Raw genomic sequence first — 22,719 nt, 5'->3', positions numbered from 1 at the left:
TATTGAGAAAATTGACGACAAAAATCCACCCATTTCTTCGAATCCAGCGATGATTTCCGCCATAATGCAAAGTTCTTACTTCTGGCTACGTATGTGTTCACCTAGTCTACCGATATGAAATATTTCATCCTTTTTGCCCTCATCCTTGTCGCCACTGTTTCGGCAACTCCGCCAGCTACCGCCGACCGCCCCAACGTCATCCTGATCCTGGCAGACGACCTCGGCCCGGGCATGCTCGGCCACAATGGACAGAAAATTGTCACCACCCCACATATCGACAAACTGGCCGCCGAGGGCATGAGTTTCTCCAACTACTACGGCAACCCCTTCTGTGCGCCGGCCCGCTGGAGTCTGATCACCGGCATGCACAACGGTCGGAAAGGCTCAGGCTCACATACGGGTGGAGGCAAACTCAAACAACTCGATTCAAAAAAACTCAGCCCGGAACAATGGGACGCTGCATTCAAGAAAATCCAGGACAACGCGAAACCGGTGCCGGAAAACGAGCGATTCCTCGCCCAGGTCGCCCAGCAAGCCGGATACCACACCGCTGAGTTTGGCAAACTCGATATCGGCTTCCTCACCTGGCACTCGCTGCTCACCCGCCACGGTTGGGATCACTACGAGGGATACTACGATCACGTCCGCGCCCACGGGTTCTACCCAGCTTACCTCTGGCGCAACGGGGAAAAATTCATACTCAAAGGCAACACCTCCATCGATTGCGGCAAACGAGATGAAAAGGGACTGGACCCTGTAGGTTCAGGTGGTGAGACCTACTCCCAGGACGTTTTTCAGGAGGGCATCCTCAAATACATCCGCGAACACAAAAATGAACGATTCTTCCTCTACCACCCTACCCAGCTCCCCCACGGCCCCGTGGCCGTCAACAAGCTCCATCCCGACTACGAAAACCGCAATGACCTGACTCTTTCCGAGAAAAAATACGCCACCATGGTCAAAATGTTAGACGATACCGTGGGTGCCATCATGGCAGAACTTAAAACGCAAGGCATCGACGACAAGACCATTGTCTTTTTCTCCTCCGACAATGGACATGAAACTTATTACATGAACAACAAGGGGAAACTTCCCAAGCACACCTGGAGATCAGGAAAACTTGCTGACGGGTCCAAGGCCAACCTCACGGATAAAAAATGGAGAACCTCTAACGGGGGGGACATTTTTGATGGTGCAGGTGGCCGCGCGGGACTGAAGTGGTGTGCTTTCCAGGGTGGCGTCAACTGCCCGATGATCGTGCGCTGGCCTGGTAAAATCAAAGCCGGCTCAAAGACTCCGCTTCTGTCCACCCACTACGACTTCATGCCGACCCTCGCAGACATCACAGGTATCGCACCACCTGCGAAAAAAGACGGCATTTCCTACCTCCCAACCCTCCTCGGAAAAAATCAAACCCATGACCACGACTGGATTTTCATCCAAAGCGGGGGCCCGATGGGCAAAAGCACCCTGATCACCCGCAAAGGCTGGAAGCTCATCCAACTCAAGGATAACCGTTTCCAACTCTACGACATCCTCAAAGACCCCGGCGAACATCACAACATCGCAAAACAACATCCGGAGGTAGTCAAAACTCTCATCCCCATTTTCAAAGCACAACTCAACTCGGAAAGGGTCGACCTAAAGTGAAAAAAACAACCATCCTACTCATCACCAGCCTGCTCTCCAGTGTCTTTGTGCAGGCCGCTGAAAAACCTAACATTGTTTTCATCCTCGCCGATGACCTGGGCTCCGGCGACCTCTCCTGCTACAACAAGGACTCGAAAATCCCGACCCCACACCTCGATGCTCTCGCCGCTGAAGGCATGCGGTTTACTGATGCGCACAGCAACTCCTCGGTCTGCACCCCGACCCGTTATGGCGTGCTGACAGGACGCTACGCATGGCGCAGTCGACTCAAAAGAGGCGTCCTCAATGGCTTTAGCCCCGCACTGATCGAGGAAGGCCGCGAGACCGTGGCCTCCTTGCTCAAAAAACAAGGCTACCACACCGCCTGCATCGGCAAGTGGCACCTCGGCATGAATTTCGCCAAAAAGGGCAGGCATTGGGATCACACCCAACCGATCAAACGTGGACCAACCACTCTGGGCTTCGACTACTTTCTCGGCATCAGCGCATCACTCGATATGCCACCCTACACGCTGATAAAAAATGACCGGGTCGTTTCCCAGCCGACCGAAAGCATCGGTGATTCAACCTACCCCAAATACTGGCGCAAAGGTGCCATCGCCAAGGATTTTGTGCACGAGGATTACCTCCCCCTTGTCGGCAAACAGGCCGTTGAATTCATCTCATCACAAAGCGAAGAGACCCCCTTCTTCCTCTATCTCCCCCTCCCCGCTCCGCACAAACCCGTTGTTCCCAACGCCGATTTCCGCGGCAAAACCAAAGCCAACGACTACGGTGACTACGTGCACGAAATGGACTGGGTGATCGGCCAGGTGATCGATTCGCTTCAACAAAAAGGGTTCTTCAAAAACACCCTGCTCATCGTCACCAGCGACAATGCCTCCTTTGCCGTGCCAGAACAATACGGCGTCGTCCAGACAGGTCACTCCCCCAACCACATCTACAAAGGTCAGAAAACCGACGCCTACGAAGGTGGCCACCGGGTTCCCTACATCGTCACCTGGCCCGGCAAGGCAGCCTCGGGAACTGTGAGTACACAAGTCGTCTGCACCACCGACCTGATGGCAACCGCCGCCGAGGTATCGGGCACCACTCTCGAAAAAGACGCCGGCGAAGACAGCTACAGCATCGTGCCCGTACTCACCGGCAAACAGGGCGACAAGGCACTCCGCGAGGCCACCGTCCACCACTCCATCAGCGGCATGTTTGCCATCCGCAAAGGCAAGTGGAAACTCATTGTCGGCCGCGGCTCCGGAGGCCGGACCAAGGTTGACAAGTCAGACAAAAGCAAACTCCAACTTTTCGATATGGAGGCTGATGTACGAGAAACAAAAAACGTCTATCACGCCCACCCGGAAATCGTTCAGGAGCTAACCACCCTACTGAATAAATACAAATCCAGCGGTCGGAGTACGCCAACGCAACAGTAAATGCACCAACGGCCACACCCAGTGTCAGCCGTTGGTCAGGCTCTATCCACAAGACGTGGCTTAACGACTCATCAACGCCTCCTTCGCGGTCTGGCATTTGATACAGAGCGATACAGAGGGCTTGGCCTTCAGACGCTCGATGTTAATCGGCTTTTTACAGTCATCGCAAATTCCGTAGCTCCCCTCGTCAAGCCGCTCCAGGGCATACTCGATTTTCTCCAGCAGCTTACTCTCAGAAAATCCTAACCGATGCTCTACCATGTTTTCGGCGATCACATCAGCCCGCTCCGTTTCATCCGCAATAACCCCGCTGCCAACTCCCGTCTTCACCCCATGCCGATTGACATCTCTGAGTACGTGATTTCGTTGACCAACCAGAGCTGCACGCAGTTCATTTTTTTCGTTTTCAGTCATAATAGTGATTGGATTGTTTAACACGCCAAAGGTAGCACAACCTTGTGTGATGCGCTACGCATGATCGGTTTCTGACTGTGCTTATTTTGCTATCTCATTGCCATTCCCTGGATCCCCCCGTATGTCCAGCACCACCAAGTCACGGGGGCGTAAACAAACACCCCCCGTGACACCTCTAGGGAAGCCCGTAGCACGGGCAGGAAATAGATGGGGAATCCGGTGACATTGCCATTGAAAAACAGCAATCATTCCGGAGCGGTTACGCCACTGTAATCCATGTTCACTGCCAATGACATGAAAAGCCAGAAAACCAGCCACAGAGGTTGAGCTCACTTCCTGCGGATAACAGGAAACACTCAACACAACATGAAAAAAACAACTACCGCGCTTTCATGCAAAGCGCCCACACCGACGGGAAGCCTGCTTTTGGCCGCTTCGCTATTCACCCACGCTTCGCTATTCGCCCACCCCGAAACCCTTGATGAATCGACGATTCTCGCTACAGGATTCTCGACCGGCAAGGAAGACACAGGCCTTCGGGTCAACGTCGAGGATGCCGGACTCCTACAGGATATCGGTATTAGAACACTGAATGATGCCATTCTGTTTTCCCCTGGGGTCAACATCTTCTCCAGTGGAGGAAACGGCACTATCAGCTCCCTGTTCACCCGGGGAACGGAATCCGACCACACCGCCCTCTTTGTCGACGGTGTCAAACTCACCAACTCCCGGGTGTTCCCATTCCCCGCATCTAACATTCTTTCGGGTGCCGGGATCCATTCTGGAGAACGTATTGAGCTCTTGCGTGGGCCACAAAGCGCGCTTTACGGCAGTGATGCCATCGGCGGCGTGCTCAGCCTGTCACTCGACAAAGGGAGTGACCATGGCACAAACAGGGCCTGGTTAGAGTTCGGGTCATTTGATACAACCAACAGCGGTATCAGTTTCCAAGGCCAGGAGGGCAAGCTCTCCTATAACAGCTTTGTTTCCTGGAACCAGACCGCCAATGACCGCAAGCTCAACGACCACGAGTCGTTACACGCCGGGGTCAGGCTCGACTACTCCATCTCAGATACCACCAGCGTCGGATTCACTCTTCGCGTGTTGAATTTCGAGACCGAACTTCCTCCCCTCGGCTTCACCCCTTATGCTGTCAATGAAACGGAAAACACGGTTTACTCCGTATTCATCGAACACCATCTGACCGATGCGTGGTACACCAAACTGAGTTTCAACGGCTACCAAAGCAAGTTCACGAACACGGGCGGGTTTGCCGACTCCTTGGTCGAATCCGAGTCGCAGAATGTCAGCTGGGCAAACCGGTACACCTGGAATGAACAACACGAAACCAGCGCCGGCATAGGCGTCACCTACCTGGATACCACCAACAGTGGGGCAGGCATCGGAAAATTCTCCGAGCAAAGTGAATCCATTTATTTCCAGCACCGCTGGCACGTTGACGGTCAGTTTGACCTGCTCGGGGGGATGCGCTACGACCATTACGATGAGGGTGAAAGCAGCACCACCTTCCGTATTGCCGGATCATATCAAGCCTGTGAACTGGCGAAACTCCACGCATCCGTGGCAAGTGCCTTCCGCCGGCCGTCGGCGGTGGACCTGTTTGGTTTCTTTGGCTCCGGTGGCAACCTCGATCTCCAGTCAGAGGAATCGCTCGGCTGGGATGCCGGGATCACCTTGGATACCTCCAAGACATCATCAATCGACCTCACCTATTTCCATAATGAGATCGACAATATGATCGCCTTTGGCCCGCCTCCTACGTACACGGCCATGAACATCCAAGAGGCGCGCACACGCGGCGTCGAGCTAAGCTACCGAGCCACATTCCTGGATGAGCGCATCCAGACCCGGCTTGCCTACACATGGCTGCAAGCGGAAAACCTCACCACGGGAACCCGCTTATTACGCCGTCCCAGCCACACTCTCAACGCCGATATCAATGGTAAGATCACTGACAAACTGCTACTCGGTGCAGGCGTTACCTGGGTCGCCAACCGGGAGGACGTCGATGCCTCCACGTTTGCCCGGATTGATGCCGAAGACTACGCCACTGCCAGACTCTACCTGCGCTACCAGCTGAATGACTCCGTCAGCTTCAATGGCAGGGTCGAAAACCTCTTCAACCAGAAGTATGCTGAAATCGACGGGTTTCCAGCCCGTGGCACCGGTGCCTTCGCCGGTATCACGATCGAATGGTAAGTTGATCCGCGCGCATTTATTCATGCAAGACCCGCTTGGCACACGGGTCTTGTTCCTGCATACTGTCCGATGACGCACCGATGAATAACACCCGTTCCCATACCCTGCAGCGATCACGTTTTGTCCTGCTTGCCATCGCCATAGCAACCGCCTTTTTCGGTTGCTACGCCGCACGGCAATGGATGGAGGCATGCGCGAGTGAAAAGCCCACCGCTTCGGAGCAAGCCACCGACTACCAACGGATCATCGGTCTTTCACCAAGCATTGTCGAAATCATCTATCAACTCGAACTGGACGATAAACTCGTTGGCGTTTCCCGTTTCTGCAACTACCCACCCGAGACCAAGGACAAAAAGGTGGTCGGTGGTTATGTCGATCTCGACTATGAAGCGGTGCTCGCGCTCGAACCCGATTGCGTCATATTGTTAGAAGAGCAGCGGGCCTTGTCAGAAAAGCTGGGAACCATGGGTATCCACACCATTAGCCTCGATCACACCAGCACACAGGGGGTGATCGAATCCATCTCCATTCTAGGCAAAGCCCTACACCGGGAGGCCCTGGCGAACCATATCGTCGAGACGATGAGGGCAAGGGTCAACATCCTGACCCACCAGGCAGGCGACTCGGGAATCAAGCCACGCATTCTCGTCTGCATTGAACGTGACACCAACTCCGCATTTCCTGACCGGGTCATCGCAGCGGGAAACAAGGGCGTGCACCAGGAATACATCAACATGGTGGGAGGGGAGAATGCCTATCAAGGACCCGTGGCCTACCCCCTGCTCTCACGGGAAAAACTCATCCACCTCAACCCGGACATCATCATCGAGCTGATTCGCGAGGATGTCTGGCAAGAAAAAGGCCGGGATACACTTGAAAAACAGTGGCAGGCATACAACGAACTCAAAGCAGTCAAAAACAAACGCATCATCTTCCTCCACGAACATAAACACATGATCCCGGGACCACGATTTATCGACACCCTTGAAATTTTCGCCCAAGCTGTCTCAAAGTAGGGCAGTTTTCCAACCTGCCGACATCCCATGCCCACATCCTGCCGGTGCCGCAGGCGCGGATTCCTACTCCATGCCATCCATCCACCTCCATAAGCTCACCCTCAGCATTGGTGAAAAACGCTTACTCGATGATGTTTCCATCACCGTCGAGACGGGTGAGCGCATTGCCATCGTCGGCCCGAACGGCGCAGGGAAAACCACCCTGCTGCGCTGTTTGTTAGGATTTATCCGTAGCGGGTCGGGATCGATCGAGCTCAATGGAAAACCTCTGGCACAACTACGCCGTCAGGACATAGCCCGGGCAATAGGCTACGTCCCCCAGCAACTTGAGCACAACATCCCGTTCACCGTGTTGGAATTCATCATGATGAGCCGCTACGCCCATGCGCAGAGGGGGGGCATCATCCCGCGTGACCCGAATGCCGAAAGCATCGCCCGACAAGCCACCCACCGAACCGGCATCCAACACCTCGAGAACCAAGCCATTTCCACACTCAGTGGCGGCGAACGACAAAAGGTCAACATCGCCGCCGCCCTCGCCCAGCAAACACCCATCCTCGTGCTTGATGAACCGTCGGCCCATCTCGACCCCAAACAACATGAGTCGATTCAGCTGCTGCTCGGGGAAATCGGTGGAAATCGTCAAACCACCATCGTCACGGTCACCCACGACCTGAACTGGGCGGCGATGGACTTTGACCGCATCATCGGTATGTCACGCGGCCGGGTCATCGCAGATGCCGCGCCCGCGATATTCATGACCCCGGAAATCCTGCATCAGGTATTTGACGCCCACTGGATCGTGCAACCGCACCCGGAAAGCGGCCACCCCATTATCCTGCCCACACGCCACCACCCCACCCCCTGACCCCTGTAAAATGGTCAAATCTCCCCGTCATTTCATCTACTTCGTGCTGCTGCCATTGGCGGCAGTGACCTTGCTTGTGATGCCATGGCTCGGGGAATACCGGCCTGCGTGGGATGTGGTTTTCAAACCGACGGGTGACGGTCTCGACACCATGATTTTTTGGAAAATACGGGTGCCGCGTGTGTTGTTGGCGATGCTTGCGGGAATGGGGTTGTCACTCGGTGGCGTTGTATTCCAAGCGATCTTCCGCAACCCCCTGGCCACGCCGTTTACCCTGGGTGTGGCCGGTGGCGCATCACTCGGGGTAACACTCGCCATTTTCCTTGGTCTCAACCTGACCATCCTGGGAATCTCCGGACTCTCTCTCGCCGCCCTTCTGGGAGCCATGGGTTCGATCACGGTCGTTTATGGTATCGCGAGAGCCACCGGCAACATCTCGCCAAACACGATGTTGTTAGCTGGTGTGGCGATCAGTTTCTTTTTCTCCAGCCTGATCCTCCTGCTCCAATACCTCGGGGATATGAGCGACTCCTTCCGCATCCTCCACTGGCTGATGGGTGACCTGAGCCGAGCCAGTCTGGACACCCTGTTGCAGATCTTTCCCTTCGTAGCCAGCGGTGCCTTGATCACCGGTTTTTTGCATCGCGAGCTCAACCTGCTGTCCATCAATGACGACCTTGCTGCCAGTTGCGGACTCCGCGTCGAGCGGATGAGGATCATCCTCTTTATCGCCGTCTCGCTGATGATTGCCGGTATCGTCACCGTCTGCGGGCCAATCGGATTTGTCGGCATCATGGCACCCCACATCTGCCGACTCATCGTCGGAGCCAACCACCGTAACCTGGTCCCGGCATCCATCCTGTTTGGCGGAGTCTTCCTCACCCTGTGTGACACCCTTGCCCGCACTATCTCCACCTCTGCGGAAGTCCCCGTAGGTATTATCACAGCCATCCTCGGCGGTCCGTTTTTCCTCTGGCTGTTGTTTAGGAAATCGCGTAACGCGGAAACATATCGGTAAGCCAGCTCGCCTTGAGCCCGGTAACCAACCACCCCAAAAAACTCCTTGGCGCGGCGGCTGGGAGGGCTATGATGCAAGGTGGCTGGGAATGTGGAAATACGCACCCACACAGCGACAACCCGGCCATTCTCTTCCCCGGTAAACGGCCATTCCCCATGCCGGGTTCGATACCCATCTCAGCCATACCCAACCCCAGCCTCCACGATGACAGCAAATCTAACATACATAGGTAAAAAACTTATTTCCGGCGGTGGCTGGAAACAGCTTGGCTACAATTTGTGCTTTCTTGTTTTAACATCGACTGTGCCTGCGGAGGCATCAGAAAAGCTGAACAGCCCCCTTGAACAGAGCAATTACCAGCAATTGTCGGGAGCCGCAAAACGTTCAGAATACCTCCAACGGCTCGTCGCATACCCATCAGGGGAAATCACGGTGCAACTGCGTATCCTCGGGAAAACGGTCAACCAGCATCCTATCGAAGCCCTGCATATTGAAACGGGCGAAAGAGAGAATCCAAAATCCGAAAAAAAACTGCGCGTCATGTTATTGGCCGCCCAGCATGGTAGCGAGATATCCGGATGCGAAGCCCTGCTGGTAATGGTCGGAAACTGGACCACGGGCCGAAACCGACCGGATTGGCTCAGGAACATGGAAATCCTGATCGTTCCCGCAGCTAATCCGGACGGTATTGAAAATAAAAAAAGGGTCAATGCCCGGGGTGTCAATTTGAGTACCGACTACGGTCTGCTGGCAGCGCCGGAAAGCACGGCCTTGAACAAAGCCCTTATGGAGTTCAAGCCCCATGTGGTCCTCGATGTCCATGAATCGGCGGTGCTGAAGAAAAAAAGCCTGGGCGCGGAAGGATGGCTAACGGATGTTGAAGCCCAGTTCGAGTATGCCAACAACCCGAATGTGGACAAACCATTACAAGACTTCAGCGCAACCGTCATGCTCCCCCGCATTCTGAAAACGGTTCGAAGCAACGGACTCCGGGCAAATCACTATTTCGGCGAAATTACCCGCACCCATCAGAACATCACCCATGGCGGCCTGTCGGCACACAATTTCCGTAACAAGGCTGGGCTGCTGGGTGCGCTTTCTTTTTTATTGGAAAACCGACTGGATACATCCACAGGCACCTATCCTACCCCCCGCAACATCAAGGAGCGGGTTCGCAAGCAGATGCTGTGTATCGATGTTTTCCTAGCTGTTTGCAACCAGCATTCAAAACAACTCATCGACCTGTCGGAAAGGGCACGGTCATCCTGTCAAATGACCAGAACGACGTGGCTTCAGCCCGCCTATGTTCAGGACCCTGCAATGCCAATGATCGAAATCCCTTTGCGTCGTGTCGACACCGGCGAACTGGTTACACACCGCTTCAAATACCTGAAAAACATTGCAAGTGGACCTGCCACGGATATGCCTGAAGTCTATCGATTTTTTTCGCAGCTTGATTACTTCGCTGACTGGTTAGACAAGCAGGGGATTGCATGGTCCCACTACCGTGTCCAAGGTAAACCACGCTGTATTGAAGCAAAAGTAGCGGGACAGAACGGCAGGCTACTGCCACTTTTCCTGGAGAGCAACTCAGCGTCATCGATCTTGAGGCGACTCCCGTTTGATCAAAACCAGATATTGATACAAGGAAAACATGCTGAGCTGGTCCCCAGATGACGCGCTGCATTTGATGTTGTTCGTTACGCAAACAATGAACACCTACCCGCCAGAGTTCCCCGCTGGCTTCATCAACGGGCCTCTGGCTTGAGGTCGAATTTTTTGTCGCCTACGCGTTCTATTTCCACAAAGAAGGCACCGAGTTCCCGTTCGAGGGCGAGTTGACCAGTAAACCAGCACTCGAGGTCGGTGACACCGGCATCGGCGTCAGTCAGGACAGACACGGCAGTCGCCCCATCGAGTAAACGGAGTTGCACTTTGTTGCGACCCCATTGAACAAACGCCTCTCCCCCCCGGAGGACGGCTAAAGCTTTTTCTTCGGGTTTACTTACCTCCCTGGGTAACAGGCTTGCTGTGATTCTATACCGGCCAGCCCGGATGATGTTCACCGACCAGCTACCGGAATAGGCGGGGAACGTATTGCGGTAGTGTTCATCCGTGCGAAGAGCGTTGAGCACATCCACCAGGGAGTCTTGAAAAATGATCGGCTTGGAAGACGGCGCCGTGCCATCTTGATGGATGATTTTTGAGGGTCTCCAGTCCTCCGCTGTCAACCGGGTCACTTGTTGGTTTTCAGCTCCCACCGAAAAAGCCCGGGGGTCATACAATGCCTCACGAGTCTGTTGCCACCACCTGGCATGGGCTGCCAGCAGCGCGCTGTGAAGTTGTTGGTTTTCACTGATATCAAGCGGCTTGGTTAGATCCGGCTCGAGCCCACCGGACAAGGGGTATAGCTCGAGCCCGTTCACCAGGGCATGCCCCTTGCCAACCACGAGAGAACCCCGGTGGCGGTATTTTTCAGGTGCGGCGTCTGCCTTCCAACCCGCTTGATGAAAAAAGTAGAAATCACGCTTGAGCTCGCCAGCCCCGCCAATAAGACCAGCCAGCCCCGTGGATAAATCCTTGTCGACGCGGACCGATTGCCGCCACGCAAGGTGTTTGGCCTCTTCATTTTTTATACCTGCTGCATAGAGGGACCATTTCAGTACATCATAGAACCCCGCCTCCCCCTCCTTGAGCCCCCGGTGCTCGTTGACAGCAATCACGATAAGCACCGTAGGCCTCGCCTCATTTTTCATCTGGGCGACCGCAAAGTCCTTTATCATCCTGGCCGTGGCTGCCTGGGAGGATGCATGACCATCGTCGATCAAACAAAAAACCGGCCTACCCTTCGTCGTCCACTCCGTGAAGCTCTTGAGCCTCGCCTGGTGATCCACCGAAGCCAGTCCGCCAGATCCCCATTCGTGGTTGAGGTGACCCGACTGAACCACCAGCGCTGCGTCAAAGCCCCTTGATCGCGGATCAAAGGGAGGACTGTCCCCCAATTTCCAATTTCCGTAAAAAAGTGATGTATAACCGGCCTTGCGATAAACATCCAACAACCCCGGACCGGTGACAGCTTTACGCCGCCACCCCATTTCCTCGACCACACCCGCTTGCAACGACTCTTTCCCATGGATCAACGCCGCTGTCAGCGCAGCCCGCCCCTGGGCCGCCAGCAAGGTGGACTCATAGACATCCCAGACAACCCCGGTCTTGGTCTCCTCACCTTTGTCGGGGCGGAAATAGTTCTCCATTTTCGAGTTCTCCCCCTTCTCCCCAAATGGCCCCTCCCCCTCGTTCAGGATCACGATGACATTGGGCTTCATCTCCGCAGCTATGGCCCCAGGGCACATCACCACACACATCCATAATACCATCCTTGCCAGCATGGGGAAAATTCTACAGCATCGGGCCATCATGCCAAGAACGCCTTTCAATGTGATTTTTGTCTGTATGGGCAACATTTGCCGGTCACCTGCTGCTGAAAACATTCTCCGCCACCAGGTCAAACAAGCCGGGCTGGAAGAGGTCATCAACATCGACTCCGCAGGCACCCACGATTACCACCCGGGCAAGCCGCCCGACATACGGATGTGCAAGACCTTACGCAACCGGGATATTCCGGTTGCTGGGAAAGCGCGACGTTTCACCGCCCAGGATTTACTCGATTTTGATCTTATTCTGACCATGGACAACGATAACTACCAGCGTGTGATCGCTCTGGCCGGCAGTCCGGAATATGAGCGGAAAGTCCGTAAGTTCACTACATTCTGCGTGGATCCGGATCATCAGCTGCCCGAAGTCCCGGACCCCTATTACGGGAGTGGTTCGGGTTTTGAACTGGTCGCCGATATGCTGGAGGACGGTTGCGCGCAGTTGCTTGAATATGTTAGGAAACAGATGGAGAGCGGAGCGAGATAATCGAGTTGTGCCCCCCCATGCCGACGGCGATTTTCAACAGGGTGGATCCCTCTGCTGCGAGTTTGTTAGGAGCCAGGGTAAACGGCTCATCCGGGCTGGTATTGTCGGGTAAATTCGGTGGCAGTTGCCGGTCACGGAGGAAACGTGCCAGGATGGCGACATCGAGGATGCCACTGGCGCCGACGGTATGACCGGTAAAGGGTTTCAGCGGGTGGAGGGAAATCCTTTGATCATCCGGCAATGCCGCCCTGAGTGCCGCCAGCTCGGCTTTACCGTGCAGCAAGGTTCCGCTGGCGTGAGGGCAGATCGCGGCGATTTCGGGTTCGTTTTCCAAATCCTGCACCGCCCTGGCCAAGCAGTCGCGCAAGCCCGCTCCATCACTGGGCATTCCAATGGGGGAGTCGGCGTCCGAGTTACACCAGTAACCGGTCATTTGAATCATCGCGTTTGCCTGCTCTTTGTGAGTTAGTTTGGAAGTAAGATGACCACCGGGGTAGGCTGACTCCATCGCCTGTCGACGCGCAACCACAGCATCCACCGATTCCAACACAACCGCCGCGCCTGCCTCACCTGGAAAGAAACCGCCGGCGTCAGGTGAGTAGGGATCATTCACCGAACCCGTTGCCAGGACCCCTGTGCGCTCGTAGGCCTTTAACACCTCCGGGATCAACGGCAGTTCGACACCGATGACGATGGCGCGTTTGACGATACCTTGTCGGATCATCATCCACGCCATTCCCATGGCGTCGAGGGAGGCGGCGCAGCCGCTGGAAATCACCTGCCAGGGTCCCTTGATACCAAGTTCGATACTCACGGCGGAGGCGAGCTCCCCATGCATCGAATTGCTGGCTGCCATGAGGGCGAAGGGGCGACGCGTCGGCCAGTCGGATACCCAGCCGGCAACATTACCACGGCTACTGCCAACGATGACAGCGGCATCCCTGAGGTCGGATGTGTCCAGACCGGCATCGGCAATGGCCTGCCTCGCCACATGCAGTGACAACATCGATGCCGGTGCCCATTTGCGGGACAGCATGATCTTCCTGTTTTCAATCCATGCGGCGTTGAGTTCGGCGTGGTGGAAATCCTTGCCGAACAAGCCGGACAATGGACGAAGCGCGTGTTGCCCGGCGGAGATTTTCTGCACGTGCACGTCCGCACCGTCGCCCAGACCGCTGGTCAGGCCAATGCCGGTGATGGCGATGTTCATGATGTTTGTGGTGATAGCTGCGGCGGATCGAGGCCAATCCGCCCTACCACGGCATTACTCGCAACAGGGGGCGAGTTCCTTGGTAAGCTCCTTGGCCGGAGCCTCCATGTCCGGGTTCGGCTTGAGAGGATTGATCTCAAGTTTACCAATCAGGCTGAGATCTTTCTTAATGGCAGAGTTCTCGGAAGTGAGCAGTTTCTCGCCATAGAATATCGAGTTGGCACCTGCGTAAAAACACATGGTCTGCCCCTCTTCCGACATCTGGTGACGACCGGCAGAGAGCCGCACCTTGGCCTTGGGACAAGCGATACGCGCCACGGCTACCATTTTGATGACATCAAAAATATCCACCGAATTGGCTTCAGCCAGCGGAGTCCCCGGCATCGGCATCAGGGAGTTGATCGGCACACTCTCGGGCTGCGGGTTGAACTCGGAGATCACTTCCAACATTTTCAACCGATCCTCCACCGTTTCACCCAGACCGAGGATACCGCCGCAGCAAACACTCATACCCGCGTCCTGTGCGTGGCGGATGGTTTTCAGTCGATCATCATAGGTGTGAGAGGTCACAATCTTGGGATAGTGCTCGCGGGAGGTATCGAGGTTGTGGTTGTATGCGGTCACACCGGCCTCCTTGAGCTGCCTGGCTTCCGCCGCCCCCAGCTCGCCGAGGGTGACACAGACTTCCATACCGAGGGAGGCGACGTTGCGCACGATTTCGAGCACATCATCAAACTGCCTGGTCCCGGTCTTCACACCCTTCCAGGCGGCACCCATGCAGAAGCGGGTCGCGCCGTTGTCGCGGGCGGCCGTAGCACGCTCCATGACGGCAGGCAGCTCCATCAGCGGCTCACGCTGGATTTCAGATTGGTGGCGTGACGATTGCGAACAATACGAGCAGTCTTCGGAACAGCCGCCGGTCTTGATCGAGAGCAGCGTACACAGCTGGATTTCATTTTCAGGCCAATTGGCAATATGCACCTCGCGGGCTTTGTGAAAGAGTTCAAAAAACGGAAGTTCGTAGATTTCCTTAAGCTGTTCGTATTTCATTGATTTGGTTGTGGTGGATGGTGGTTCGTAAAAGTCGGGTCCGGGGATTGGTCTAGCGCACCCAACTGCCGGATACGGTGGGCATCCGGCCCTGGCCAACGGCCTCGTAGTTGGTCTTACCCCTGGCACCGAGCATGCTGTGCCCGGTGGCCCGTTTCCAAAATGCGCTCATACTCTCGCCGGTATGACACCCCCAGCTCTGGCATTGGGCATTACGGGCAAAAACGCCCCGGCGGATACGCGCAAGATCGTTTTCATGAATCCAGGCCTTGCTGGCACCGATGATCTGTCCACTGTAGTCGAGTAAAAAGCAGTGTTTGTTCGAATGGCCAAAAAAATCGAAGGTCATGACGGAGTTCGATGGGTGGCGATTGATCGCGTTGATGACTTCCGTGCCATCGTTCACCCAGACGAGGGTGACCTTGCGTTTTGCGGCAAGCTCAGTGAGCCAGGTGGTGTAGGGTTTGCCGTCCTCACGCCCCCTGGCGGCATAGCCTGCCCGATAGACAAGCCAGGTGATCGGGGCCTCATTGCCATAGGCACGACGGATTTCGTCCATACGCAGTGTTGAAGCACGGACAAAATTGGCCCACCAGCGGTCGTGCTGGTCACGCTGCACGCGATAATTCTCCCATTTCCGCAGGGCGGGGCCACCGCAGAGGATGATGTGACGCTGGTTGGCTACGGAAGTTGCGGCATAGGCAGCCGGAGACAGCCCGGAAACACCTGAACAGGCCAGCATTAGAAGGCTCAAAAGTAGAACGCGCATGGGGTGCGAAGCCTAGTCAGCCAGGTCCCTAATGTCGAGGCTAAAGTCCTGAGTATGACTCATCGCGCGTTGGATCAACCAGAATGATCGTGGGGAACCAAGATCCCGACCAAGATCCCTCCCTGCCCGTGAATAGGACGGCTCGGCAAAACTGTCGCGCCATCAGCCCCCCTGGGAACCCCGCCGGCGCAACATTCGCCGATCCGCCTCGGTCGTTGCGCTATCGGCGCTGCCTGAGTCCAAGGACAAGGGTTCAGATAAATAACAAAAAATAAATAAAACACCCCGTGAACCGAACGGCTCACGGGGCTTGCAGATTGATTTCGGTTTTTTCCAAGGATTACTTCCGGCGGCGGAGAATCAGAGCCAGACCACCAAGGCCGAGCAGAGCTGTGGAAGATGGCTCGGGGACTGCAACGGTAGCAAAAGCTATATCATCACCACCACCATAGCCAGAAAGACCACTGCTCTTCGTAAAGCTGACCGAAGTGATGCTTTCACCGGACGGTGCGACAAACCCGATGAATGTCTGGCCGTTGTTTCCCACACTTGTGCCTGTTGCACTACCACCTCCACTGAAGTTGGCTGTCGCATTGTAGCCATCCGTGGCTGTGCCCCAGGCGACCCATCCAAAATGGCTGAATAATCGCCCGACTGGTGCTGAGAGGGTAAACGTATCGGTCCCGGCAATAAACATGCCTTTTGTCCCGCTGACTACACCACGGGCTTCACCAACATCACTGCGCCCATAGCGGTTACCACCGGTGTGTGTGATCGTCAGACCGGATGCGAGGTCGCCAAAATCATCATCCCCACTAAGGTTGCCCGAGTTAGTCGTTTCATTGTCAAAGACACCCGCTAATGAAGTGTCGCCAACCGTATTGATGACCGTCTGAAAATCAGACATGCTTATCCGGTTACCTGTTGTGGTGCCGGCAAAGTCCACCGCTCCTGACCCCGCTGCGTCAATGACACTGACCAGCGCGGCATGGGTTCCTGTCGTCATGGCCGCTAGTGCGCCGACTATTGATAGTATTGTTGTCTTCATCATGTTTAATGGTTAGTTTCGTGTTTTGTTAGATATTGAATATATCCGCTTCGGTCAGGCATTGCCTGCCAATGCGACAATGTTGACGTACTCCACCCCCTCCTCCAGCAAAACTGGCCATTGAACTGTACCCCAAAATAGTATAGTTCTCCCGACATGCCCAAACCCCGCAACTACCTGTGGAAGCAGACCGCCGAAGAGTTGCTGCAGGATTTAATCCAGACCCCCGAGGCGAAGATACCCGGCATACGGGCAGCCAGCATCAAGTACCAAGTAAGCAAGGGCACCATCATCCAGGCGTTCCGCCACATGGAGGGAATAGGGGTTCTCGAACCGGCTTCACAAGGAATGAAACGCCGGGTGAACCAGAAAATCCTCCGGAAAATAGCAGCGCAGCGGTCAAAAAAACTTCATCTCGCCCTGTTCATCGCGAGGACACCGCTCGATGATTCTTCAGAACTGATGCACGTTGTTTATCAGGCCACGGAAAAAATGTGCGCGGCCCGGTCGATCGAATTGAAATTCATCAAATCACCATCCGATCCAGCTGAATTGAAAGCATTGATACGCCGCTTGAACCCCCAAATGATGGTTCTCTACGTCCTTTCACCCGCCGATACCACAGTGATTGCGTCCATGAAAATCCCGGCCGTCGGCATCGGCTCGAGCTGCCCGTTGATCACCCGGGTCAGCACCCCCTACGAGGAGCTTGTGCTGGCCGCATTTCGCAAAGCGCGTGAACATGGCCACCAGCGCATTTGCGCCCCGCTCTGGAATAAACCCGGGACGGCTCATCAACGCCTGAGTTCCGTCCTGGAAAATCACTTCGCCCAGTGCGGACAGAAATTCTCACCCAATTACCACCTGCCATTTCTCCAAGGGCATTCGGTGCAAGAATTTCACCAGTGCCTTGAGCCCCTGTTCCGACTCACTCCACCCACGTGTATGATCCTGAGTGTTTTCTCCGATTTGCTCATGACCAACTCATTTTTAACCTCAAAAAACCTCACCGTCCCCGATGACGTTTCCGTGATTCTCCTCTCCCAGGATCACCACCTCCGCTATATGCTCCCCACCATCGCACATTTCGACCTGTCTCCCAGCCGCATCGCCGAAATAGCGCTGCAATTGCTCATAGAACAAACACAGGAGCCGCAACCCCCACGTGAAACATTCGTCCCTCCCGTCTGGATAAAAGGAGACAGTCTGGCCAATGTCCGCTCCCGCTAGGCTGCCTGAAAGCGTGCCGGAAGACAAAAAAATCCGGCGCTGGCAATACACCCGCACCGGACTTGTAAAATTCAATTACTTTGCGGTCCCGTTTGCCTTACTTACGGCGGCGGAGGATGAGCGCCAGACCACCGAGGCCGAGCAGGGCCGCGGACGATGGCTCTGGCACAGGAGTGATCGTAGCCGCATAATCAGGGTTGCGTCCGTTTATTGCAGGCTGCCCATTTCTCATAATCGCAGACAGCGTGTTATCAAAGCTATCAGCAGCTCTTCGAATCCCATAGTCGTTGGAGTGGATGGTCGCTTCTGCTGTGTTTCCTGTTTGGAAGACAAAATAGCGAACTCCTGCACCACCCCCGGCAGTGCTGTCAGGTGTTACTGTGATACCATCTGCAAAGTTCCAGGTAACCAAGGTTCCATCAGTATTGCTGCTGAAGTTTACGGTATTCGTAGAAGCACCCTGAAAGCCAGTCAGGTTAGTGCCATCATAGCCTGTGTATACAACAAGGTAAATATCCGCATCAACAGAATTGCTTTCTCTGACAGAAACACTGTTAATGTTATAGGTCGTTGACGAGGAAAGGTCTGGAGTCCAGTCAGCGGCAATACCAGTCGTCGTATCAAAATCGATCGCTATGCCTTGAGTAGCGCCATAGATGGGTGTTGAATTACCGACAGCCACAGTTGCAGCTTGGGCTGACGCTGCAAGAGCAAGGCTGAGTGATGTGTATAGTATCTTTTTCTTCATATTTAGTATTGTTTTTTATTCATTGATTCAGCTTTCGATCATCAGAATGAGGTAACCACGCATCATTTTAAATCACTTTAAACGAAGATCAGATATATACACATGTTTACGGTGCCTGCCTATAGCTCAACATCTCAAAAACAGTTGCAAAACGTCTCAATATGAGACAAAGTCAAGGGCAGTTTAGAGACCCCTTAATCATAGCTATGACTGGTTCACACTCTTGATTCTCACTCTATTCAACAATAGTTATCATATGTTTTTGAGCACCATCATCTACGCAACATACGACTATGATGAGCAAATTCATCGCGGCATAGCAAAGTATGGTCAATCCAATGGATATGCGATTAGAGTCATCCACCCCCACAACTTTCACACCCTACATAACCAGGGCGAAATAGCAGGAATTGTTAGCTCCTTTATGCCAGAGAATCAGGAGTCCGGCATGTCTCAATATCTCATGGACATCGGATGCCCGGTGGTCGACCTCACTCTCAACTACCCCGCATATGAAATCCCCAGATACATTCCAGATCTGCGCACTTCTGCTAAATTAGCTACCGGCCATCTTTTAAGCCAAGGCGTGAAAGACTTAAGCTACGTAGGCTGGGGACACAGTTGGCACGATGATTTACGTGTAAAAAGCTACCAAGCATCAGCCAAGCAACGAGGCCGCGAAACCAAGCTCTGTTATTTCCGCCATCAGAAAGAATCACGTCACACCCTGATGCTAAAACACCTCGAGTCACTAACACTCCCAGCAGGGATCTACGTCTCCTACGACCGAGTGGGAGCGGAGCTGATCTAAGCCGTGTTGGAACTAGGGCTAAAGATACCTGAAGACATCGCCATCATTAGTGGTCAACACCGTGAGGTAGATTCCGCCTATTTGGCGATCCCTATCACCACGATCGATCTCAACATGAAGCAACAAGGCTACAACGCTGCCGAGGCTCTCCACAAACTCATCCAGGGAGAGCAGCTCGCTGCTGAGGTATACTTCACACAAGGAGCAAAGATAATCCAACGAGACTCCACCGCACTGCCCCAAAAAGGGCTGTCAAAGGCGACCGAATACATTGATCAACATATCGGGGACCCCATCACTGTGGATCAGCTTGCCCTCAAAGCAGGCATCTCTAGAGCATCATTACAACGCCAGTTCAAAGAGACATTTGGCTGCGGAGTCGCCACCGAGATTCGACGCCGGCGCATGGATCAAGCCAAAGCCTTGCTCATTGAAAGCGACATGTCAGCCACAGCTATTGCCGACAAATTGGGCTACTCCTCAGTTGCCCAGTTTTATCGCTTATTCAAAAAAGAATCAGGCTTAACCTGTGGCGAATACCGAGAACTCCATGCGGCGGCTGGATCGGATAGTTTACAATAGCATGATCATCAGGAGGGAATTCGGGTTCCGCGTGCTACACTTGCAAATTCCAGGTTTTTCGTGGTTTTTCAGGGGAGACCGCCAGCTTCTCCAGGGTTGCAAATGCCCCCTCAAGTCTATTGACTAATCAAGGATCAAACAACATCCTCCCGGTGTGCTAAGTTTTAAGCTTTAAACTCCAAATACCAAACCTCCCCCGGCAGCAAACCAAAGCCTCCGCCAAGGAGGACTCCCGACTCCTGTCCCTACAACATGACCCCCGACTCCATCGAAGAAATCATGCGCCGAGTGCACCTCCTTGAGATCAAGGCGAGGCGACTGGCCAGGGAGACCTTCAGTGGCGAATACCAATCCTCTTTCAAGGGCAGCGGTCTCGATTTCGAGGATTACCGCGAATACCAGCATGGCGACGAAACCCGTTTTATCGACTGGAATGTCACCGCCCGCAAGGACCACCCTTACATCCGCACCTTCCGCGAGGAACGTGAACTCTCCGTCATTCTCGCCGTCGACATCTCCGGCTCCAGCCTTTACGGTAGCACATACCTCAGTAAAAGGGAACTCGCCGCCGAACTCGCCGCCGTCATCGCCTTCAGTGCCAATTTCAATGGCGACAAAACAGGCCTGCTGCTCTTTGCCAACGAGCCCCTGCTCTACCTCCCACCCGCCAAAGGCAGCAAACACATCCTGCGCATGATCCGGGAAATCCTGGCCGTCGATCCCGAAGACCCACGCACCTCCATTCCAGCCGCATGCAATTTCCTCCTGCACACGGTCAAACGCAAGGCCCTCGTGTTTATGATCTCGGACTTCTTCGCCCACGATCTGAAACGTCCTCTCGGCGCACTCGCCAGCAAACACGACACCATCGCCCTGCGCGTGGTCGATCCCATGGAGGAAAAGCTGCCCAAGATCGGCACCGTCACCCTCACCGATCCGGAAACCGGCTGGCAGACCACCGTCAACACCAACAACAGCAACCTCCGCATGGGCTTCAGCAAACTCACCCGGCGACACAACGAAGGCATCACCAAGCTGTTCAAACAACAAGGAATCGACCACCTCAAACTCACCACCACCGGTGATTATCTCCCCCACCTCCACCGCCTGTTCAAAGCCCGCACCCGCCGCCGCAACTCCTGACCCCTGACCCCTGACCCACATGAAACCCGCTATCCATGACATCACCGACCCGGGAGGCTTCCTGCCCGAGCCGACACCGCTGTGGCTGTCGTGGTGGTTTCTGTTAGTTGTCGGCATCGGGGTTCTCGTCATTGTTGCCATCCTCTATTTTATTTTTCGAAAAACATCTGCCACCAGGCACCGTAAGACGCTGCTGGACAAAGCGCGGGAGCGGTTGGAGAAGCTCAAAACGGAGGCGGAGAATCAGCAGCCCCAGACCATCGCCGTCCGCATCTCACTGATCATCCGTCAGTACCTCGAAGCGGCCTTTGATGACCCGGCACTCTTTGAAACCAACGAGGAGTTTACCCTGCGCCCCCATGCCCTGGAAAAACTTCACCCCGATTCGCGGCAACCGGTCACCAGCCACCTGAACGAACTCTCACAGCTCAAATACGCCCCCTCCGTCAACCTGGAGCACGTTTCCCATCTCATCGACCAGGCGGCTGACGTCCTCGCCCATATCGAGCTCAATGTCTCACCTGAGCAATCACCCACCACGGGCACATGATTGATTTTTTCCAGCAATTCACCTTCGCCCACCCATGGTGGCTTCTCGGCCTGCCACTGCTGGTGCCGCTGTTTTTTTTACAAGGAAAACACGGCACCCCCACCGCCATCACTTACTCGTCGCTCTCCATCCTTGTCAGCCTGGGAGAAAAACCAAAACGTTTCCCCGGCGCGTTGTCCTTCGCCCTGATGACCCTCGCCCTGGCCACCGCCATCATCGCCCTGGCCCGGCCACAGCTCAAAAATGAACTGACCGAACGCAAGGCAAGCGGCGTCGATATCATCCTCGCCATCGATATCTCCTACTCGATGCAAATCGTCGATTTTCAACTCAACAACCGCAGGGCACAACGCATCACCGTCGCCAAGGCCACCTCGGAGGCGTTTATCAAACAACGACCTAACGACCGCATCGGTATCGTCGCATTCTCTGGCCGACCCTACGTCACCAGCCCCATTACCCTGGAACACGACTGGCTGATCGACCAGCTCCGCGAACTGCGCCCCGGCCTGGTCAAGGAACAGGGCACCGCCATCGGCTCGGCCATCGCAGCTTCCGCCACCCGGCTCTATGATCGAAAAGCCAAAAGCAAGGTGGTCGTGCTGGTAACCGACGGCTCTAACAACTCAGGTCGCATCGCCCCCGTTGAGGCCGCCAAACAAGCAGCCGTCCTCGGAGTCAAGGTCTACGCCATTGCCATCGGCACCGAGGAAGGGAGGCTCACCAACGGTATGCAAAGCCACCCCCAGCAGGAGTTCGATACCAAGACGCTTCAGGATATCGCCCGCATCACCGGCGGCGAATACTACCGTGTCCGTGACACCGCCAAGCTGCGCGACACGTTTGCCTCCATCGATCAACTTGAAAAAACCGATATCAAGCAGCATAGTACCGTCACCACCGAGGAGCTCTTCCCCTGGTTGATCGCCGCCAGTCTCATCATCACCATCATCGCGCTCACCATCCAAGCCCTCAACCCACCCCCGGCACCGTAGGCGCCTCTGGCGGATTAAACTCCAAATACCAAACCCATATACCAAA

Annotated in this window: 21 protein-coding genes and 1 riboswitch; of the genes, 14 read left to right on the top strand and 7 right to left on the bottom strand. The window is 54.8% G+C overall.

Features of this window, described 5'->3' with window-relative positions:
- The first annotated feature begins 114 nt into the window (after positions 1-114).
- Together H7A51_03190 and H7A51_03185 are read left to right on the top strand one after the other, a co-directional pair.
- Positions 115-1,650, top strand: a complete 1,536-nt coding sequence (locus H7A51_03190; protein MCP5535223.1) for an arylsulfatase — start codon at positions 115-117, stop codon at positions 1,648-1,650.
- Positions 1,651-1,661: 11 nt separating this feature from the next.
- Complete coding sequence (locus H7A51_03185; protein ID MCP5535222.1) at positions 1,662-3,080, top strand: arylsulfatase; 1,419 nt, start codon at positions 1,662-1,664, stop codon at positions 3,078-3,080.
- Positions 3,081-3,140: 60 nt separating this feature from the next.
- Here the strand turns inward: H7A51_03185 and H7A51_03180 are convergent, their stop codons facing one another.
- Positions 3,141-3,494, bottom strand: a complete 354-nt coding sequence (locus tag H7A51_03180; protein ID MCP5535221.1) for a TraR/DksA C4-type zinc finger protein — start codon at positions 3,492-3,494, stop codon at positions 3,141-3,143.
- A gap of 171 nt (positions 3,495-3,665) precedes the next feature.
- Positions 3,666-3,828, top strand: a riboswitch (cobalamin riboswitch).
- A gap of 32 nt (positions 3,829-3,860) precedes the next feature.
- On the opposite strand from H7A51_03180, the gene H7A51_03175 reads away from it, so the two are divergent.
- From H7A51_03175 to H7A51_03155, 5 genes are all read left to right on the top strand, one after another.
- Positions 3,861-5,714, top strand: a complete 1,854-nt coding sequence (locus H7A51_03175; GenBank protein MCP5535220.1) for a TonB-dependent receptor — start codon at positions 3,861-3,863, stop codon at positions 5,712-5,714.
- Positions 5,715-5,794: 80 nt separating this feature from the next.
- A complete protein-coding gene (locus H7A51_03170; protein ID MCP5535219.1) occupies positions 5,795-6,730 on the top strand; it encodes an ABC transporter substrate-binding protein in 936 nt (311 codons plus the stop codon).
- Positions 6,731-6,800: 70 nt separating this feature from the next.
- The gene (locus tag H7A51_03165; protein MCP5535218.1) at positions 6,801-7,598 is read left to right on the top strand and encodes an ABC transporter ATP-binding protein; all 798 of its coding nucleotides are present in this window, start codon (positions 6,801-6,803) and stop codon (positions 7,596-7,598) included.
- A 10-nt stretch (positions 7,599-7,608) separates the two neighbouring features.
- A complete protein-coding gene (locus tag H7A51_03160) occupies positions 7,609-8,616 on the top strand; it encodes an iron ABC transporter permease (protein ID MCP5535217.1) in 1,008 nt (335 codons plus the stop codon).
- A gap of 204 nt (positions 8,617-8,820) precedes the next feature.
- Positions 8,821-10,293, top strand: coding sequence for a hypothetical protein (locus H7A51_03155; protein ID MCP5535216.1), 1,473 nt, complete (start codon positions 8,821-8,823; stop codon positions 10,291-10,293).
- Between the two features lie 71 nt (positions 10,294-10,364).
- Here the strand turns inward: H7A51_03155 and H7A51_03150 are convergent, their stop codons facing one another.
- Complete coding sequence (locus tag H7A51_03150) at positions 10,365-11,942, bottom strand: hypothetical protein (protein ID MCP5535215.1); 1,578 nt, start codon at positions 11,940-11,942, stop codon at positions 10,365-10,367.
- 91 nt (positions 11,943-12,033) lie between these two features.
- Here H7A51_03150 and H7A51_03145 point away from each other — a divergent pair, with 91 nt between their 5' ends.
- Positions 12,034-12,537, top strand: a complete 504-nt coding sequence (locus tag H7A51_03145) for a low molecular weight phosphotyrosine protein phosphatase (GenBank protein MCP5535214.1) — start codon at positions 12,034-12,036, stop codon at positions 12,535-12,537.
- Here the strand turns inward: H7A51_03145 and H7A51_03140 are convergent.
- The 4 genes from H7A51_03140 to H7A51_03125 form a co-directional block, all read right to left on the bottom strand.
- Complete coding sequence (locus tag H7A51_03140; GenBank protein MCP5535213.1) at positions 12,506-13,747, bottom strand: hypothetical protein; 1,242 nt, start codon at positions 13,745-13,747, stop codon at positions 12,506-12,508. The two genes, H7A51_03145 and H7A51_03140, sit on opposite strands and share 32 nt — an antisense overlap.
- 54 nt (positions 13,748-13,801) lie before the next feature.
- Positions 13,802-14,797: a biotin synthase BioB gene (gene bioB, locus H7A51_03135; GenBank protein MCP5535212.1), complete on the bottom strand. Its 996-nt coding sequence runs from the start codon at positions 14,795-14,797 to the stop codon at positions 13,802-13,804.
- A 52-nt stretch (positions 14,798-14,849) separates the two neighbouring features.
- Entirely contained in the window at positions 14,850-15,566 is a 717-nt protein-coding gene (locus H7A51_03130) for a hypothetical protein (GenBank protein ID MCP5535211.1), read from the bottom strand.
- 340 nt (positions 15,567-15,906) lie between these two features.
- Positions 15,907-16,617, bottom strand: coding sequence for a PEP-CTERM sorting domain-containing protein (locus tag H7A51_03125; protein MCP5535210.1), 711 nt, complete (start codon positions 16,615-16,617; stop codon positions 15,907-15,909).
- A gap of 153 nt (positions 16,618-16,770) precedes the next feature.
- On the opposite strand from H7A51_03125, the gene H7A51_03120 reads away from it, so the two are divergent.
- Positions 16,771-17,844 (top strand): substrate-binding domain-containing protein, encoded by a 1,074-nt coding sequence (locus H7A51_03120; protein MCP5535209.1) that lies wholly within the window; start codon positions 16,771-16,773, stop codon positions 17,842-17,844.
- A gap of 97 nt (positions 17,845-17,941) precedes the next feature.
- On the opposite strand, the gene H7A51_03115 is transcribed toward H7A51_03120, so the two are convergent.
- On the bottom strand, positions 17,942-18,592 hold the full coding sequence (locus H7A51_03115; protein MCP5535208.1) for a PEP-CTERM sorting domain-containing protein: 651 nt from the start codon (positions 18,590-18,592) through the stop codon (positions 17,942-17,944).
- A 262-nt stretch (positions 18,593-18,854) separates the two neighbouring features.
- Here H7A51_03115 and H7A51_03110 point away from each other — a divergent pair, with 262 nt between their 5' ends.
- From H7A51_03110 to H7A51_03090, 5 genes are all read left to right on the top strand, one after another.
- On the top strand, positions 18,855-19,403 hold the full coding sequence (locus H7A51_03110; protein MCP5535207.1) for a hypothetical protein: 549 nt from the start codon (positions 18,855-18,857) through the stop codon (positions 19,401-19,403).
- 3 nt (positions 19,404-19,406) lie between these two features.
- Positions 19,407-19,985 carry a helix-turn-helix domain-containing protein gene (locus H7A51_03105; GenBank protein ID MCP5535206.1) on the top strand — a complete coding sequence of 193 codons (579 nt, stop codon included), beginning with the start codon at positions 19,407-19,409 and terminating at the stop codon, positions 19,983-19,985.
- 252 nt (positions 19,986-20,237) lie between these two features.
- Entirely contained in the window at positions 20,238-21,128 is an 891-nt protein-coding gene (locus H7A51_03100) for a DUF58 domain-containing protein (GenBank protein MCP5535205.1), read from the top strand.
- A 19-nt stretch (positions 21,129-21,147) separates the two neighbouring features.
- Positions 21,148-21,678, top strand: a complete 531-nt coding sequence (locus H7A51_03095; protein MCP5535204.1) for a DUF4381 family protein — start codon at positions 21,148-21,150, stop codon at positions 21,676-21,678.
- Positions 21,675-22,673: a VWA domain-containing protein gene (locus H7A51_03090; protein MCP5535203.1), complete on the top strand. Its 999-nt coding sequence runs from the start codon at positions 21,675-21,677 to the stop codon at positions 22,671-22,673. Before H7A51_03095 ends, H7A51_03090 begins: the two co-directional genes overlap by 4 nt.
- Positions 22,674-22,719: the final 46 nt, after the last annotated feature.

The sequence above is a fragment of the Akkermansiaceae bacterium genome, from assembly GCA_024233115.1.
Taxonomy (GTDB): Bacteria; Verrucomicrobiota; Verrucomicrobiia; order Verrucomicrobiales; family Akkermansiaceae; genus Oceaniferula.
Note: the sequence above shows the minus strand (reverse complement) of the source record. Positions and strands in the feature narration are given on the sequence as shown.